This is a genomic window from Blautia sp. HA8986, assembly GCF_056504635.1.
On the sequence record NZ_JBWLUQ010000001.1, the window covers coordinates 1218150 to 1236088 of the forward strand.

Here is a 17939-nt window from a genome sequence, read left to right on the forward strand (position 1 = left end):
TAATTCTCCTGTTTTTCTATTATTTTTTATTTACATTACTTTTTTCAATTTCAGCATAAGCTCTATAATATTTGCTCGTCCCTTTATTGGAATAAAGTTCCGATAATTCCATAACTTCAATTTTAGGATGACGCTGCAGGATTTTCTGAAACCATGCAATATCATTTTTTGTTCCCATCAGTCTCACTTTCAGCATTAATCTATTCCTCCAAGTATGGCATGTAACTTTTGATTGTACACTCTTCATGTATTTATAAAAAACTTGGGAAGTACAATGCTCTTCTGAAACAGTTTGATGGCAATGAATCCAAACTTATGACATGGGCAAAAGAACAGGCGGCTAAAGAAACTGAACTTTATAAGCAGCATACCGGAAAAGTATCTGTGGAATTTTCCAAAGCTGCAACTATCCCTATGAATGAACGTCGTTCTTTCAATGTAGGTTATCTGTTCCTTCAGCAACTGTGCACTCAGCTCCGCTTAGATAAAGTCTGCAGGACAATCAAAAGCAGGCATAAATTTAAATATGATCTGAATGCGATACTCACAGATCTCGTCTATGCTAGAATTCTTTCCCCTGCCAGTAAACTGGCCAGCTATGAATACTGCCAGTCTTTGTTGGAGCCACCTAAATACAGTCTCCAGGATATTTATCGTTCTCTTTCGGTGATTGCAGGAGAATCTGATTTCATACAGAGTGAACTTTATAAAAATTCAAACTTCCTCCATCCAAGAAATAATCGTGTTCTTTATTATGACTGTACGAATTATTACTTTGAACTTGAAGAAGAAGATAGTCTTCGGCGTTATGGTAAAAATAAAGAAAATCGCCCTAATCCAATAGTAACTATGGGATTATTTATGAATGCAGACGGTCTCCCTCTTGCCTTTGATATCTTTTCAGGTAACCAGAACAAACAAACAACTTTAAAACCTTTAGAGTCTAAAATCCTTCAGGATTTTAACTGTAGCGAGTTTATATACTGTTCTGATTCGGGACTTGGAAGCACAGGTAATCGGAGATTCAATTCTTTAGGAAACCGAGCTTATATCATCACACATTCTTTGAAAAAAATGAAAAAGGAAGATCGTGAGATTGCTCTGAACACAACTCAGTTCCGCAAAATTGGATCCGATGAATTTATAGATATCCGTACACTGGACGAATCGGATGAAGAAGTTTATAACACAATCTACTACAAGGAAATGCCGATTGTTACAGGTGATTTAATTGTTACTTATTCCCCTAAGTACAAAGCCTACCAAAGAAAAATCCGTGCCCGACAGATTAAACGGGCTGAACAGATAATCACAACACCTGGACGCAAAAGAAAAGGGGAAAACCAAAATGATCCTATGCAGTTTGTAAAAAAGACTTCCGTTACTGCTAATGGAGAGGTTTCTAAAAAACAAGTTTATGATCTTGATGAAGAACAGATTCAGAAGTAAGAAATGTATGATGGGTTTTATGCAGTTATCACAAACCTGGAAGGAGATGTTTCAGAGATCATAAAGATCAACAAACAACACTGGGAAATCGAAGAAAACTTTCGGATCATGAAAACAGAATTCGAAGCAAGACCGGTATATGTCAGAAGAGAAGACAGGATAAAGGCTCATTTCATGACTTGCTATATCAGCCTTCTACTCTACCGTTTACTGGAAAAGAAACTCGGAAATATTTATACAACGGAGCAGATACTGGAAACTTTACGTTCTATGCAAGTGACACTTCTAAGTAAAGCGAGTGGATATATTCCCTCTTATACAAGAACCGAATTAACTGATGCATTACATAAAACATTTGGTTTTAGAACGGATTACGAATTTATTACTAAAGCAGATATGCGAACTCTCATCAAGGATACAAAACAGATAAAATTAAAATAAGAAAAATATAGTACATATCACTGCAAAGAGAAAAACGGCTACAATGCCCATATTTACTGGGTTTGTAGCCGCTTTGTTACCTTACAACTTTCAAAGATGGGATCATAACTGCTCAGATCTGCATCTGGCTGTTTTACAGCATTAATCAAATCGACCTGGCACTCTTCTGATTTGTTTTCCTTTCTGCATAACCATACCAAATAATTTTGTCCTTCCTCCTTAGCCGATTTTCCAGCCTTCTGGCTGGCTTCTGATATCTGCAAAATCCTTGTTTTTTCCCGGACAGTCTGATTTATAATATGCATCTGCAATCGGCGCCACCATGACAAGATGGCATAGTTGCCACAAATGCAGATCCTGTACTTTCTGATATGGTATATGCGAGTTCTCATAAAAATCAGTTTGCTCCTGTCACCCCAGTGCTACATCCAGGATCATCATCAAGCTAAATCCAAGTGCAAAGAAAAGCGTACCAATATTCGAGTGCTGTCCCTGCGACATTTCTGGAATTAATTCTTCAACCACGACATATAACATGGCTCCTGCTGCAAAACTCAGTAAATAAGGTAATGCCGGGATTACCAACTGTGCAGCAATAATCGTCAGTACTGCTCCAATCGGTTCAACCACTCCTGAAAGTACACCTCCGAGAAATGCCTTTCCCTTACTTTCTCCCTCTGCCCTAAGCGGCATGGATATAATTGCTCCTTCAGGAAAATTCTGAATGGCAATTCCAATTGATAAAGCGAGAGCACTTGTTGCTGTAATCTGTGCATTTTCAGCAAGAAATCCTGCATACATTACACCGACTGCCATACCTTCAGGGATGTTATGCAGTGTTACTGCCAGCACCATCATTGTAGTACGGCCAAGCTTGCTTTTTGGTCCTTCTGCCTGATCACTTCCAACATGAAGATGAGGAATCAAATGATCGAGTGCAAGTAAAAACAATATACCAATCCAGAACCCAACAGCTGCCGGAACAAATGATAATGTTCCCATATCCTCAGATTGTTTGATAGCCGGAATCAGAAGACTCCAGATTGAAGCAGCAACCATTATGCCTGCTGCAAACCCTGCAAGTGCACGTTGCACTGATTTACAAAGTGTTTTTCTCATAAAAAACACACATGCTGCCCCTAGCGTTGTTCCAACAAACGGAATCAGTATACCTTCAAAAATATTCATTTGCATTACTTTTTCCTTTCTTTGTAAACGAATATATACTTCATATATATGACAATGGTAATCTTTTTTGGCAGTATAGTTACAGTTCTATATCTTGTTGATTATATTTCCTAAAATCTATTATGCTATAATCCTTCATACCGGCTCTTTTGTTAGTAGCAACTAACTTCCGTATGTAAAAAAACCGTGCAAAAAGCACTCTGTAATTTCACACGGTTTCTTCTTGTGTTTAAGTATATCACTTACGAAATCATATAACAATAGAATTCTTTCACAATGTTTTAATATTTTACTCAAAAAGGAACAAACTCAACTGCATTTTTATCTTTCCTTTTCTTGTTCCCTTATACTTTCCGCCAAGGTAAGTAACAGCTTATCAACGTGAATTGGCTTTGCCATATGACCATTCATTCCTGCTGCAAGTGCATTTCTCTTATCCTCTTCAAATGCATTTGCTGTCATTGCAATAATTGGAATATCAGCCTTTTCTTTATCAGCAAACTGACGGATCAGTTTTGTTGCCTGATATCCATCCATATTCGGCATCTGAATATCCATAAGAATCAGATCATATGTCCCGGCAGGCATCCGATCAATCTTGTCCACACATTGTACACCATCTGCCACCCGGTCAGCCAGCAGCCCTTCATTCTCTAAAATAGTTGTTGTAATCTCTGCATTCAGATCATTATCCTCTGCAAATAAAATTCGTTTTCCCTTTAACACTGCTTTTGATACAGCTTGTTTTGGACTTGATTTTTTCTCATAATATCTATCATCAGCAAGTCTGTGTTGAAGAATCACAGTAAAGCAACTTCCCTTTCCAAGTTCACTGTTCACTTCAATCGTTCCACCCATCATATCGACCATTCGCTTCACGATAGACATACCAAGTCCTGTCCCGCCGATTTTTCCAATTGTCGTGCTACGTTCACGACTAAATGAATCAAATATGGTTGGGATATAATCTTTGCTCATACCAATCCCCGTGTCAGCCACTTCTGTTTTTATCTTTACATACCCCTCTTTATCTCCCGGAAGCTCATGTACTTTAATCGTCACAATTCCACCATCCGGAGTATATTTGAGTGCATTGCTTACAAGATTGATCACAATTTCTCTGACTTTTGTTCCATCACACACTACATTCTTATGTGTTACGCATATTTCACTCTTAATTTGTATGTTTTTTTCTTTTGCGACAGATTCGAACACTCCACAAATTTCTTCCAGTATATCACCCATTCTTTCAATATTCTCATCAATTTCCATCTTTCCGCTCTCAATGCGAGCCATATCAAGAACATTGTTGATAATGGATAACAAAAGCTTTCCTGACTGCTCTATTTTTTTCTGGTAATCAAGCAGCTTCGAATCTGTCAGATCTTCCTTCATCAACTGATTATATCCCAGTATAACATTCATTGGTGTGCGAATATCATGAGACATGTTATTCAGGAAATTGGTCTTGGCAAGACTGGCATTCTCTGCTTTTTTCAGAGCAATCTCCAGCTTATCATTGAGCTTTTGTGTGTCATTTGCCGCAAGCTTTGCAACAGCTTCAGCTTTTCTTGCCCTTCTTAAAAATATAAGGATAATGCCAATTATGCTGAGTGCAAAAAACCCGGCTGTGACAAAAAAAACAAGCATATTGTCTTTTACAAAATCAAAAAATGTCACCTTATCTGCTGTACTGTCATAGATAGCAAGTGCACTTGTAAGCATATCAGACGGCATGGTCTTCAAAGTTTTATTCAGTATCGACAAAAGAGCTGCTTCTCCACCTCTTACTGCAAAACATGCCTCCATTGTTTTTGTAAGCGGAACACTCTTGAAATTCTGATCGTTATCATATATCATCGCCTGACTTGCTCCCATGAGGAAACAATCTGCTTTTTCATTAATGACCATATCTGCCGCATCATCAAGCGAATCATAATCTACAAGCTTCCATTGGGGATAACTGAAAGCAATATGCTGTTTTAAGGCATCTTTTTCCTTGGGCACAGCTACTGTATACACATCATTTTCGTCAAAATTTTTCTCATCAGTTACTGCCATCAGACTGTAGGTCCAGGCTGTATTTGTAAGTGCACATCCTTTTTCTTCTACAAAATCGGGATTTCTGCCGGCATAAAAAATCATGTCAATCTCACGATCCTGCAGTGCCTGAAGCATTTCGTCATATTTATCATACGTCCGTATATTATATTCCAGTATCTGATTTCCCAGACAGTCTTTGGCATAGGAGATATATTCTGCCAGCGTACCGGTGAGTTTTCCAGTCTCTTCATCCATGCAAAAGATTGCCGGATCATTGTTTAAAAATCCTATCCTGATGTCACCATGTTCTTTCAGCCAGGATTTTTCTTCACCTGTAAGAATCTGATTATAGTCAAGGGTAAAATACTTCTTATACAGGTCTGCCTGAAAAAAAGGACTGTCTTGTTCCAACTGACGCATAGCCCGGTCCAACTCCGTCTTGATATCGCTGCGCTCTTTGTTTATTACAAAATATATGCCTGATTTACCAATACTGGTAACAGATGATATTCCCTGTTCAGACCAGATAGATTCCTCCAAGGATACAAAACAGTCTATCTCATGATTCGCTAATTTCTTTTCGACATCATCATTATTGTACACATTTACATGCTCTGTATGTATACCATTCTTATTCTCCCACTCTGTCAGCATAATTTCCGGCTCTGTACCTAATAGCACACCTGCACGTTTCCCATCCAGAGACCTGAAATCAGAGGACACAATATCCATATCTGACAAATCAGCATAAAGAATATATTTTTCCTCTCCCATTGGTTCCTCTGAAAAAAGCATCTTTTCTGCACGTTCATCAGTGTAAGAGATATCTCCCATGACATCAATCTCACCGTTTTCAAGCTTATCAAAACAGTTGGACCAGTCACATTTCACATACTCAAATTTCCATCCGGTATAGCCTGCCAGAGCCTGCATAAGTTCATAGCCAAATCCTCGTCTGATACCGTTTTTATCGACATAATTGAAGGTATCCTCAAATGAACCGACACGGATAATCTTCTGTTGTGTTGATTCATTTTGTACTGCCGTCTGTGACAGCTTTTCATCATTATTCGTCTCAGCAGCCCGGCAATGTACTGACAACATCATCCAAATTACCAGGATCACAAATATAACTGCACATAATATGACTGATTTTTTTCTACTTTTGTACATTGTTCTTTTCTCCAAAACTCATCATAACTGGCATCAGATACCCTGTAATCTGACGCATAATGGATTGATAGGATACTTCCTGGACTGGATCTGTTGACGAGATACTTTTTATAAAATTTTCCCTCAGCTCAATATAGTACATTTTATCATACATACCACTGAGAGCCTCTGTCATTGCAATATGACGTTTAAGCTGATACATGTTCCCTGGCACTATATTCCTGCTAAGATTAATCTTGCAATATTTGCATGGGGATACTCTATATTAAAGCTTCTCACGGATTCCTCTACAATTTGCTGATCATCCGGATGTTAGGTTTTATTCATACAGATTATCTTGTAAAGCAGAAATCAATTCCTCTATAACAATTGGCTTGGATAAGAAGCCATCCATACCGCATTTCAGTGCTTTCTTTCTGTCTTCATCAAAGGCATTTGCCGTCATGGCAAGGATGGTAATTCCCGCCAGTGCCGGATCATCCAACGCACGGATCTGCTGAGTAGCTTCATATCCGTTCATTACAGGCATCTGCACATCCATCAGCACCAGATCATAATTACCTGGTATTGAATTTTTAATCTTCTCCACTGCCTCTGCTCCATTTTCTGCGGTATCAACCAGGAAGCCATATTCATTAAGGATCTCCACTGCAATTTCACTGTTCAGTTCATTATCTTCCACAAGCAGTATGGATCTGCCTCTGAAGTCTGAACCTGCTTTCGGAAAAATCGAATCCTCCTGTCTGTCCTGTTTCTGACCGATCGCAGCCATCAAGGTCTCTCTGATATCTGACATAAACATAGGTTTCGAGCAGAATGCAGTTACCCCTGCTGCCCTGGCTTCCGCTTCGATATCTGACCAGTCATATGCAGTCAGGATAATGATCGGTGTATCATCTCCAAGACTACGAATCTGGCGGGTGACCTCAATACCATTCATATCCGGCAGACGCCAGTCGATGATATAAGCATGGAATGCATCTGCCATTTCCACAGACTGGCGTGCACGGAGAACAGCCTCCCTGCCGGAAAGTGTCCATTCCGAACGCATCCCAACCTTTACAAGCATCTTTGTTACACTGTCACAGGTATTGAAATCGTCATCTACAACCAGTGCCTTAAGACCTTCCAGCTCTGCGATCTTCTCTGTGCGATGATGTTCAGGCTGAATCCGTAATGACAGACGGATAATAAATTCCGTACCTTTTCCCTGTTCTGTCTGAACCTCGATGGTTCCGCCCATCATATCCACGATGTTCTTGGTAATAGCCATGCCAAGTCCTGTACCCTGAGTCCTGCTTACAGTGGAAGTCCGCTCTCTCTCGAAAGGAGAAAAGATCTTCTGTACAAATTTCTGACTCATGCCGATTCCATTATCCTTTACCCTGATTTCGTACAGTTCACAGCCTCTCTGTGTACCCGGATACTCTCTCAGCCGGACAGAAACAGTTCCGCCTGCAGGAGTAAACTTGATCGCATTGGACAAAAGATTCAGCAGCACCTGATTCAGTCGTGTCTTGTCACAATAAACATCCTCATTGGTAACATCCATGACATCCATGTAAAGCTCCAGCTGTTTCGCATGGATCTGTCCGCTGATAATGGTTTTCAGATCATGAAGAACCTCTGACAGACTGACTTCCGTTTCTTCCAGATGGATCTTTCCGCTCTCAATACGGCTCATATCCAGGATATCATTGATCAGTGAGAGCAGATGATTACTGGAGGAAAGGATCTTACCCAGATAATTCCTTACCCTTTCTTTATCATCAATATTGCTTACAGCCAGTGTGGTAAAACCAATGATCGCATTCATTGGTGTCCGGATATCGTGAGACATATTGGAAAGGAAGGTGCTCTTTGCCTTGTTTGCAGTCTCCGCAGCACGGACTGCCTCAGAAAGCGCCTGGTTCATTTTTCTGTCAGAGGTACGATCTGACAGAACCAGGATATATTTCTTTTTTCCGTTTACCTCGCTGCCCATTGCAACATTATGAAACCAGCGTTTTTCCCCGGTTTTCTGATGAACATATTCGAAATCCCATTCCCTCTGTTCATGAACCTGGATTCCCTCCAGATGATTCTTCTCCAGATCATCAGCTTCCCCGGGATTTAGTTTTCCCAGGGTCCAAACATCTTTGCATATCTGTTCTACCGTAACACCCAACAGTTTTTCCGCATTTGGGCTGACATAATCTGCCTGATATGTTTTTGCATCCAGCATCAGGAAAACGTCATCCACATTCATTGAAAGCTTTTGAAACAGCTCATCTCTGTACAGGATCTCCGTATCCTTTTTCTTAAGGTTTGTCCTGCTTTTTTGAATAACAAGACTGATAAGGAAGGCGGCAATACAGAGTACGACTGCCCCCACAAGGACTATCGTACTACGCTGCAGGCTGTTCATACTGGCATTGACGATATCTGCCTTTACAAGTCCCAGAAACATCCAGTCCTGAATATCCGATTTTTCATAGACCAGATAATAATTTCTTCCATCCAGATTTACCATCATCGCATCGGTATGGCCCGCTTTAAACTTTTCCGAAAGTTCAAGGATCTCTTTTTCAGACATATTGGAATGCTCTCTCAGAACTCCCAGAAAATTATATGTATTCCCCCATGACTCAAAGGAATGATCGACCACAACACGGCCATCCGGATGAACAACATAGCTCTTTGCATTTCCATTGAAGGCAGAAATATCCAGTACATCTACGATATCATCGTTTTCATAGGCAATAGCGATCGCATCATATTCAAATCCCTGATAGCTTCCATGAGCCCTGGGAGTGGCAAAAATAAGCAGCTGGGATTTTCCGGGAACTGCTGCATTCGTTATCACATCATTTCCCTGTCGAATCTCCTCTTCAATATTTTCCTGTAATCCAAGGAAACCTGTTTCCCCTGTTACCATCTTATAGTTCCCGTCAGCTGACAGAAAATAGAAATCCAAAAATCCGGCATCTTCCTGCGCTTTCTCGATGTAATTACGAATTTCGTTTTCACCGAATGTATTCTGCAGATTCTCACCCCACATATGAAGATAGGTCAGATTCTTATTTGCCAGTTCCCTCAGCATATTATCAGACTGATGAAAAACCTCCGTCAGATGAGAAACACTTTCCTCATAAACAGTTTTCGACACAAATCCGAAATATCGAAAAACCATCAGAATAATTCCAAGAGAAACAGCTATAAAGACAGATATCCTGAATCCTTTTCTCATAACAGGCTTCCTTCTGTCTGTATCATGATTCTTAATATCCATTCTTCTCACCTCAGAGTCATGTAGTCTTCAGGCTCTGCAAGAATGGCATCACCATCTGAAATATATCCTGTCCAGGTATCTTTCACAAAAGTATCCTCTCCGTCAAATACAATATTATCATCTGCGGGATAAGCTTCCATGTGTTTTGGTATCGCAAGACAGATTACTGTAAAAGTATCATTGTCCTGAACTTTTTTTCCGTTCTTCGTAACTTTACTCAATGTATAACCATCCTCTGTTTCTTTGACTTCCACAGAAATGCCACTGACCACAGGCAGAGAGCCACGGTTAAACGGCATGAAGCCTCCCTGGTAGCCTTCTACAAAATTTTTCACAGTCTCTTTCAGTTCGGCTCCGCTCATCTTGCTGCTGTAAGCTGAAAGACTGTTTGGCATGATCATGCTTCCCGCCATTTTTTCCGTATAACCAGCTTTCAGCACGTTTCCCGTAAAGCTGTTTCCGGTTGCGATCAGCACATCCGTCCCATAAATGCCACGCAGAGTGTTTGCCATAACAGAATATGCTGCATTTCCTCCACTGCTATGAAAACGGTTGGAATAAGACTTCTGTGAATCCAGTACAATACTCTCAGAAGAGGATTTCTCCTCAAGCAGCTGAGAATTAAATGACTGATAGGCCTGCCCTGCATCGTATTCTCCCGAGATCATCTTAGAAACCACATCCTTGGAAACAGAGAAAAAATCATTTGACGCAATGCGGATATACATATGGTTTTCTTCAATCACAGATTTCACATCTTTCAGATATTCCGTAAGATGAATATCCACATCCTGACTGTAGCTTAACAGATCCTGTCCATCACTAATAATCCGGTTCTGTGCATCTCCTGAAAGCATTGTATTCAGTACCTTCATTGCTTTCTTTCGACGTGTCTCATCCTGTGTCAGATCACGGTTTAAGGCTACCTGGAAATATGGTGTAGTCATCAGCCACTTTTCACCGTTTTCCTGAAAGAATGGAAGAAATGTTGTGTCAATACCCTGATCCTGAAACATTTTTACACCGGCAGAGCTGCCGAAGTACATGGCAAGCTTACCACTTTGGTACATCTCAACTATATCATCATAATTCATATCCAGATCGTCCTGACTCAGACCTGTATCCTGGATAAACTGTTCCATACGTTCAAAAGCCTCCGGCCAGACTGTACTGTCCAGACCTTCTCTCTTTGTATTATCCGGATCACTGTAGGTGGTGCGCCACTTACGTCCGTCCACAGAAGACAGCTCTGATGCTGACAGCCCCTGCAGTGTTTCCATACAGGTATAATCATAATAATAATCTGCCGTAAACCCGCGGATACCCACTTTCTCAAATGCCTGGCAGGCAGAGACAAAGCTTTCGTAGTCTGTCGGAAGAGGAATATCATATTTTTCAAAAAGATCTTTATTAACCACAAATCCATGTGCATCCGCACACACAGGAAGCCAGTTTACGCTGCCATCCTCATTCATAAAATTGTTGAGGTATGTATCATAGACAGCGCCTGCCGCATTAGTTGTGGAAAGATCCATAAGACTGTCTTTCAGGGGATTGGCATCATGTAGGGAAAAGCGACAGCAGGTTATAATGTCCGGCAATCCACCGTTTTCCTTAAGAAACTTATAAAAATCCAGGTCATTATTGCCTACTACAAATTCAATGTTGATATCCGGGAGCTGTTCCTGGATATATGGTGCATATTTCTCATACAGGCTTGTGCTCCACAGATACACTGTAATCGTTTCTGCATCTTCTTTTTCCACACTTTTACCACCACAGCCTGACAAAAGTGATATAGCTGTCATCATCGCCAAAAGTACAGACAAAACTCTGTTCCATTTTTTCTTTTTCATTACGTCTTCCCTTTCTTAAATTGTCTTTCACCGATTCACCCATTCATAAATTACCTTTACCAGTAATTCCACATCAACGGGCTTGGCAATATGTTCATTCATCCCTGCTTCTTTTGCTCTCATTCTGTCCTCCGTGAACGCATTTGCTGTCATTGCAATGATCGGAATCACCTTTGCATCCTCTCTGTCCAGAGAGCGGATTCTCTTTGTTGCTTCATAACCATTCATAACCGGCATCATAATATCCATAAGAATCACATCAAATTCATCAGGTCTGCTTTTTTCAAATATTTCAACAGCTTCCTGTCCATTCCATGCTTTGGTCACGACAGCACCTTCATTCTGAAGCACAAATTCTGCGATTTCCATGTTCATCTCATTATCTTCTGCCAGAAGAATACGCAGTCCACTGATAGAAACTCCCGGTTTTTCTTCGATTTCAGATCTGCAGCCCTTGTCTGTATCAATCCGGAACGGAACCCGGATCACAAATGTAGTTCCTGCACCTTCTTCACTTTCAAAGGTAATGGTTCCACCCATTTTCTCGATCAGCTTCTTTGTGATCGGCATTCCCAAACCTGTTCCTGCAAATCTTGTGCGGCTTCCTGTGTGTTCCTGTGCAAATGGTTCAAAAATCTGTTTCTGGAATGCTTCTGTCATCCCGATTCCAGTATCCCGGCAGGTAAATTCTATCGTCGTCATTTCTGGCTGATCCGACACAATTTCCCTGCAACTGATATAGATATCTCCATTTTCTTTGTTATATTTCACTGCATTTGACAGGATGTTCATCAGAATACGTTTCATATGACTCGGACTTCCAATAAGATTCCAGTGTATGATTTCTTTTTCTTCCCAAATGATACGGATATTCCGTTCTGCTGCCATCTGCTTGATCACAACAAGTACTTCCTCAAAAATACAGCTCAGATTTAAGGAAATTTCTTCCAGCGTCACTTCTCCAGACTCCAGTTTACTCATATCCAAAACATCGTTTAGCATTTCCAACAACAGATGAGAAGCCGATTTGACTTTTTCCCTGTATTCTGACTGTTTCTCCACATCGTCGGCATAATGGTCAGCAATATCGACCATGCCGCAGATTCCATTGATCGGTGTACGGATATCATGACTCATCCTTTGAAGAAATTCTGTCTTCGCCCGATTGGCTGCCTCTGCCTTTTTTGCTGCTATCAGAAGCTCATCTTTATATTTTTCCTCTTTTTCCAGCTCCTGTTTCTGATGTGCCTGATTAGTTTTGTATCCCCAGAACAGGAATATACTGAATATCAGGAAATAAAGAAAAATGACACCTGTCACACTTAATGGAAGATTATGGAATACTTCCGTATCCTGAAGATACGCATAAATATAGTAATCACGCTGCTTCAGCATAATTCCATAACATCCGGTTCCTTCATTCTTCAAATGATAAATGTGCTGACTATCTGTATGCTTTTTCATTGCCTGAACAACTTCGTTGTCGGCTGTATTCTGTCCCAACAGGCTATCATCATTGCTGGCAACAACTATCCCATTGTCGGCAACAATAATCGTTCCATCTTTCTGGACACTATAGCCATTTAAAAGACCCTGTATCGTCAGTGTATAATTTCTGATAAATTCCGGTGGTGTATAATAATAAACTGCAACGATACCCGGTGCATCTTTTCTGGCACAGGCTGCAATGTCAATACGAGACCCGTCTCCCCTGGTAAACCGTTCTGAATAAGTTCTTTCTTCATATCCTGCAAAATCCATGATAATGTCTTTTTGCAGATACTCTGTAATCTCATCGCTCAGAGATTCATCCATGCTGTATTCACATTCCGTCTTTCCTTCTGTATTCAGCACAAGGATACCATCCACCCAGAGAGTCTGAATATTTTCTTTCAGAAAATTTCGGCTTAACTGACCTCCGTTTTCTGTTTCCATATTAATATTTGTACTCATCTGTCTGGCACTTTCAATGGCACGGAGGAGACTTTTTGATTCCGAAGACTCAATATAATGGGTATAGGTTGAGCACTGCACTTTGACATAGTTTACAATCTCTACCATCCTTTTCTCTGCTTCCGCTTTTTCCGCATAAAAAAAATAAAACAGAGAAACTACAGCCACACAAATTCCAATCAGACCGCCAACCAGCTGGATTCGTTTTTCTTTTGTCTTTCTCTTAATATCCAAGATCATCCACCTCCAGATATTTCTCCGGATCATCCAGATATTTTCCAATAATTTTCAGGGATGTACCATCCTGACGCATTTCTTCCAGAGTCTGTTCCAACTGCTCACAGATTCCTCTGTCATCATTTTTTGCAAAAGCAACTCCTATCCCGGTGATCATCAGAGGTTCTCCCAGGATACGGAAGCTTGCATCATAATCTTTCATATACTGGACAATTGATTCCTCATGTGCGGCAACTGCATCCACATACCCTTTCCCCAGAAAAGTATAGATCAGTTCCCTGTGACCAAGACTGATCAGATTTCCAAGCTTTGGGATTCTTTCATCCGTACGGTTCAGAAAGATGCCTTCCGGTTTGGTTGTAGACTGGACTGCAAGATTCTTTCCCTCCAGGTCGCTCAGCTTATAAATATCGCTGTTCTCGTTTACTGCTACCACCTGACGGCTTGCTATGTATGGACCTGCCCAACGGTAATCATCAAGGCGTCCTTCCATGGAAAAGCAGCCCATGATACAATCAATCTCTCTGCTCTCCACCAGTTCTTTTTTCTCTTCCCAGTCAATCTGGACAACATTCACCTGATAGCCCATTCTTTTGAAGGCTTCTGTAGCCAGTTCTACATCTATACCTGTCGGTACACCATCCTCATTCAGGTAATTGTATGGCGGATAACTGTCGCTTCCAAGCGTTATGACCGGCTTTTCGGTTTCTTTTTTACTGCTGTCTGTATTTTTACACCCTGTCAGGATGACCGCTAAAATTCCCGCAAGCAGAATGCCTGCGATCACTCTTTTTCCTTTCATTTTCCTTCTATCTCCTGCTATTTTTTCAAACTTAAATTCCTGCTAAAATCATTATGGTTATGTTTATGAAATGACATCGTCAAAAAAAACGCTGTCCCACAGACAGCGCACACCATTTCATGCAACTGGCGACCATTTTACAGGCCCTGTAGCTTTGCGTCACAGACTTTCGTCTGCTTTGCTGATTTTCCTATTATAGCTTTTACACTTATTCCAAAGCATTAATGTAATGTTATTATACTCTCATGTTCCACTGTACACAAGAAAAACATTACCATTTTAATGCTTAAAAATGCCTCTTATTTTTCATCACAGAACCGTTCTGCAGCAGTTGATTTCCAGAAAGAAAAAATGCCTGTTTCACAGGACACCTTATTTCACTATTGAAAGCTGTCCATTTTCATGCTAATATATCCAATTAGACAGTGCAGCGGATATTCTTTGTCCGCTGCACTATTTAGCCAATATTTATCAAACACTAAACCGGAGGAAGTATGAATCAAAAAAGTACATCTGCTCCCATAGCAGAAAACAAGATGGGCACAATGCCCGTAGGGAAGCTTGTGCTGAACATGTCCCTGCCTATGATGATCTCCATGCTGGTGCAGGCTTTATACAACATTGTGGACAGCGTCTTTGTAGCCATGCTGTCCGAGAATGCACTGACTGCAGTTTCCATGGCTTTCCCGCTGCAGACACTTCTTATTGCGGTAGGTGCCGGAACCGGAGTTGGTATGAACGCGCTGCTTTCCAAATCACTTGGGGAAAAGAATTTTGACAAAGCCAACCGCACAGCCAGCAATGCAGCTTTTCTTTACGCATTAAGCTATCTGGTATTCCTGGTTCTTGGACTTACTGTAGTAAAACCTTTTTATGCCAGCCAGCTACACAGTTCCGATCCTGAGATCATGAAATTCGGAATCGAATACTTAAGCACAGTTATGATCTTTTCCTTTGGCCTTTTTGGTCAGTTCTTCTTTGAACGACTGCTTACATCCACCGGAAAAACCATTTTCAGCATGACCTCCCAGTTATGCGGTGCCATCACCAACATCATCCTTGACCCGATCCTGATCTTTGGTCTTCTTGGTGCTCCGAAAATGGGCGTAACAGGTGCTGCTGTTGCTACTGTGATTGGTCAGTGTATCGCCTGTATCGTTGCCGGGCTTTGCAACCATAAATTTAATCATGAGGTCCGTCTCAGTTTCCATGGCTTCCGCCCGGAGCCGCAGATTATCGGTCATATTTATGCAGTAGGTATTCCATCCATTATCATGCAGTCCATCAGCTCTGTCATGACCTATTCCATGAACCTGATCCTGGTAAACTTTACAGTAACAGCAACCGCTGTATTTGGCGTTTACTTTAAACTGCAGAGCTTTTTCTTTATGCCTGTATTTGGCCTCAATAACGGTATCACACCGATCATCGCCTATAACTACGGCGCACGTCATAGAAAACGTATGATCCAGACTGTCAAAGTCAGCATGTTTATCGCATTCTGTTTTACCTTCATCGGCTTCCTTGCCTTTGAGTTTATACCAAAGACTCTCCTGGGACTGTTCAGTGCATCTGAAGATATGCTTGCTATCGGAATTCCTGCCCTGCGTATTATTGGAATCCATTATCTGATCGCATGGTTCTGCATTATTGCAGGAACTGTTTTCCAGGCTCTTGGAAAAGCTATTTTCAGCATGATCGTATCCATTATGCGTCAGCTGGTCGTACTGGTACCTGCAGCATATATTCTGTCTTCTATCGGCGGACTCCATGCAGTATGGTGGTCATTCCCGATCGCTGAGATTTGCTCACTGATCGTATCAGTTATATTCCTGGTCGTTATAAACAGAACGATCATTCAGAAAATCCCGGAAGCATAAAAATATCCTGCATCTCTCTTTGCCGTGATAACTTTGAGAAAATCACCAAACACTTGCCACAAATTTTCGGCGTAATTTCTGTTTTTTCAGTTGCATCCCGTTTCGGATTCCTGTATAATCATCGTAATAACCACAACAAAAGAGCGTAACGTACAAGGGCGTACAGCACATGTTTTCCTGTGTCTGTACGCCCTTATGTTATTTCTGCAGGAATTTCGCTTTGAGAAAGGGAGGAGATTTCTATGATGAATGCAATCGGAAATGTAATAAACCAGATAGACAGTCTGGTGTGGGGCTGGTGGATGATCATTTTGCTTCTGGGAACGCATATTTTTATGACAATCCGTACCGGAGTGATCCAGCGAAAGATCGGCACTGCCATCCGCCTGTCAGTTACCAAGGACACAAATTCCGAAGGCGAAGTCAGCCAGTTTGGTGCTCTGACAACTGCTCTGGCTTCCACTATCGGAACGGGAAATATCATTGGTGTCGGAACGGCCATTGCACTTGGCGGCCCTGGTGCGGTGCTGTGGTGTTGGCTTACCGGTGTTTTCGGAATCGCTACCAAATACAGTGAATCCCTTATTGCAGTAAAATACCGTGTCAAAACAAAAGACGGACGTATGCAGGGCGGTGCCATGTATGCACTGGAACGTGGCCTGAATATGCGCTGGCTGGGCCTTCTCTTTGCATTCTTCGGAGGTTTCGCTTCTTTTGGTATCGGATGTGCCACACAGGTTAATGCCATTGCAACAGTATGCAATGAAAATCTTCACATCCCGCCTGCAGCGATTGGAATTGCAGTTGCCATTCTCACTGCCCTTGTTATTTTCGGCGGAATCAAATCCATTGCAACTGTCTGTGAACGTCTTGTTCCGTTTATGGCTTTTTTCTATGTGATCGGATGCATCATCATCCTGGGAATCAATTCTGACTTTATTATTCCTGCAGTAAAAACCATCTGTAAACTGGCATTTACCCCGGGTGCTGCTGCAGGTGGTCTTGTTGGACGAGGCATTATGATGGCCATGCAGTATGGAATCGCAAGAGGACTTTTTTCCAATGAATCCGGTATGGGTTCTGCTCCTATTGCTGCCGCTGCTGCCCAGACAAGAAATCCTGTCCGTCAGGCTCTTGTTTCCAGCACCGGAACTTTCTGGGATACCGTTGTTGTCTGCCTCATGACAGGCCTTGTTCTTGTCACCAGCATTATGAAAAATCCTTCTATTGATATGGGCAATATCACAGATGGCGGTGTTCTCACAACTCTTGCTTTTCAACAGATCCCGGTACTTGGCCCTGTGATCCTGGTTGTCGGAATTATTTCTTTTGCCTATTCAACAGTTCTTGGCTGGGCGTACTACGGTGAACGATGTGTAGAGTATTTTTCCGGAAAAAAAGGGCTCATCCCTTATCGTGTGCTGTACATTGTGGTAGCTGCCATTGCACCGGTGATCTCCCTGAATCTGGTATGGACAATCGCTGATATCCTGAATGCACTGATGGCCATTCCAAACCTGATCGCGGTACTGCTTCTGTCCAATGTAATCGTAAAGGAAACAAAGAAATATATCAATGATCTGGATGCCCGGGATGATACACCAATTGAAGTAATTGATAAATAAAAATTAAAAGGAATTTATCCG

The 17939-nt window shown here is 41.4% G+C and carries 10 protein-coding genes, 1 pseudogene and 1 riboswitch; of the genes and pseudogenes, 3 read left to right on the forward strand and 8 right to left on the reverse strand.

Features of this window, described 5'->3' with window-relative positions; all coding sequences use genetic code 11:
- Positions 1-19 precede the first annotated feature (19 nt).
- A complete protein-coding gene (locus AC04Q4_RS05625; RefSeq protein WP_005426617.1) occupies positions 20-196 on the reverse strand; it encodes a hypothetical protein in 177 nt (58 codons plus the stop codon).
- 44 nt (positions 197-240) lie between these two features.
- Here AC04Q4_RS05625 and AC04Q4_RS05630 point away from each other — a divergent pair.
- Positions 241-1890, forward strand: a pseudogene (locus AC04Q4_RS05630) (IS1634 family transposase); the annotation flags it as partial.
- Positions 1891-2301: 411 nt separating this feature from the next.
- Here the strand turns inward: AC04Q4_RS05630 and AC04Q4_RS05635 are convergent.
- The 7 genes from AC04Q4_RS05635 to AC04Q4_RS05665 all read right to left on the reverse strand — a co-directional run bounded on the left by AC04Q4_RS05635 (position 2302) and on the right by AC04Q4_RS05665 (position 14413).
- Positions 2302-3084: a ZIP family metal transporter gene (locus AC04Q4_RS05635; RefSeq protein WP_476388657.1), complete on the reverse strand. Its 783-nt coding sequence runs from the start codon at positions 3082-3084 to the stop codon at positions 2302-2304.
- 315 nt (positions 3085-3399) lie between these two features.
- Positions 3400-6294 (reverse strand): transporter substrate-binding domain-containing protein, encoded by a 2895-nt coding sequence (locus tag AC04Q4_RS05640; protein ID WP_173738472.1) that lies wholly within the window; start codon positions 6292-6294, stop codon positions 3400-3402.
- Positions 6281-6508 carry a hypothetical protein gene (locus AC04Q4_RS05645; protein ID WP_173738471.1) on the reverse strand — a complete coding sequence of 76 codons (228 nt, stop codon included), beginning with the start codon at positions 6506-6508 and terminating at the stop codon, positions 6281-6283. Before AC04Q4_RS05645 ends, AC04Q4_RS05640 begins: the two co-directional genes overlap by 14 nt.
- 105 nt (positions 6509-6613) lie before the next feature.
- Positions 6614-9565 (reverse strand): response regulator, encoded by a 2952-nt coding sequence (locus tag AC04Q4_RS05650; RefSeq protein ID WP_476388658.1) that lies wholly within the window; start codon positions 9563-9565, stop codon positions 6614-6616.
- Between the two features lie 5 nt (positions 9566-9570).
- On the reverse strand, positions 9571-11421 hold the full coding sequence (locus AC04Q4_RS05655; RefSeq protein WP_476388659.1) for an extracellular solute-binding protein: 1851 nt from the start codon (positions 11419-11421) through the stop codon (positions 9571-9573).
- 27 nt (positions 11422-11448) lie between these two features.
- Complete coding sequence (locus tag AC04Q4_RS05660; protein WP_476389085.1) at positions 11449-13614, reverse strand: ATP-binding protein; 2166 nt, start codon at positions 13612-13614, stop codon at positions 11449-11451.
- The gene (locus AC04Q4_RS05665) at positions 13598-14413 is read right to left on the reverse strand and encodes a transporter substrate-binding domain-containing protein (RefSeq protein ID WP_476388660.1); all 816 of its coding nucleotides are present in this window, start codon (positions 14411-14413) and stop codon (positions 13598-13600) included. Before AC04Q4_RS05665 ends, AC04Q4_RS05660 begins: the two co-directional genes overlap by 17 nt.
- A gap of 117 nt (positions 14414-14530) precedes the next feature.
- Positions 14531-14606, reverse strand: a riboswitch (cyclic di-GMP riboswitch).
- 301 nt (positions 14607-14907) lie between these two features.
- Here AC04Q4_RS05665 and AC04Q4_RS05670 point away from each other — a divergent pair.
- Complete coding sequence (locus AC04Q4_RS05670; RefSeq protein WP_476388661.1) at positions 14908-16293, forward strand: MATE family efflux transporter; 1386 nt, start codon at positions 14908-14910, stop codon at positions 16291-16293.
- 245 nt (positions 16294-16538) lie between these two features.
- Positions 16539-17918 carry an alanine/glycine:cation symporter family protein gene (locus AC04Q4_RS05675; RefSeq protein ID WP_408609592.1) on the forward strand — a complete coding sequence of 460 codons (1380 nt, stop codon included), beginning with the start codon at positions 16539-16541 and terminating at the stop codon, positions 17916-17918.
- Positions 17919-17939 lie beyond the last annotated feature (21 nt).

What these genes read in the sequence shown, in the direction of transcription:
- AC04Q4_RS05650 (WP_476388658.1), bottom strand. Translation starts at nt 9,565, where the DNA reads ATGGATATTAAGAATCATGATACAGACAGAAGGAAGCCTGTTATGAGA.
- AC04Q4_RS05635 (WP_476388657.1), bottom strand. Translation starts at nt 3,084, where the DNA reads ATGCAAATGAATATTTTTGAAGGTATACTGATTCCGTTTGTTGGAACA.
- AC04Q4_RS05670 (WP_476388661.1), top strand. Translation starts at nt 14,908, where the DNA reads ATGAATCAAAAAAGTACATCTGCTCCCATAGCAGAAAACAAGATGGGC.
- AC04Q4_RS05660 (WP_476389085.1), bottom strand. Translation starts at nt 13,614, where the DNA reads ATGATCTTGGATATTAAGAGAAAGACAAAAGAAAAACGAATCCAGCTG.
- AC04Q4_RS05625 (WP_005426617.1), bottom strand. Translation starts at nt 196, where the DNA reads ATGCTGAAAGTGAGACTGATGGGAACAAAAAATGATATTGCATGGTTT.
- AC04Q4_RS05640 (WP_173738472.1), bottom strand. Translation starts at nt 6,294, where the DNA reads ATGTACAAAAGTAGAAAAAAATCAGTCATATTATGTGCAGTTATATTT.
- AC04Q4_RS05665 (WP_476388660.1), bottom strand. Translation starts at nt 14,413, where the DNA reads ATGAAAGGAAAAAGAGTGATCGCAGGCATTCTGCTTGCGGGAATTTTA.
- AC04Q4_RS05655 (WP_476388659.1), bottom strand. Translation starts at nt 11,421, where the DNA reads ATGAAAAAGAAAAAATGGAACAGAGTTTTGTCTGTACTTTTGGCGATG.
- AC04Q4_RS05675 (WP_408609592.1), top strand. Translation starts at nt 16,539, where the DNA reads ATGAATGCAATCGGAAATGTAATAAACCAGATAGACAGTCTGGTGTGG.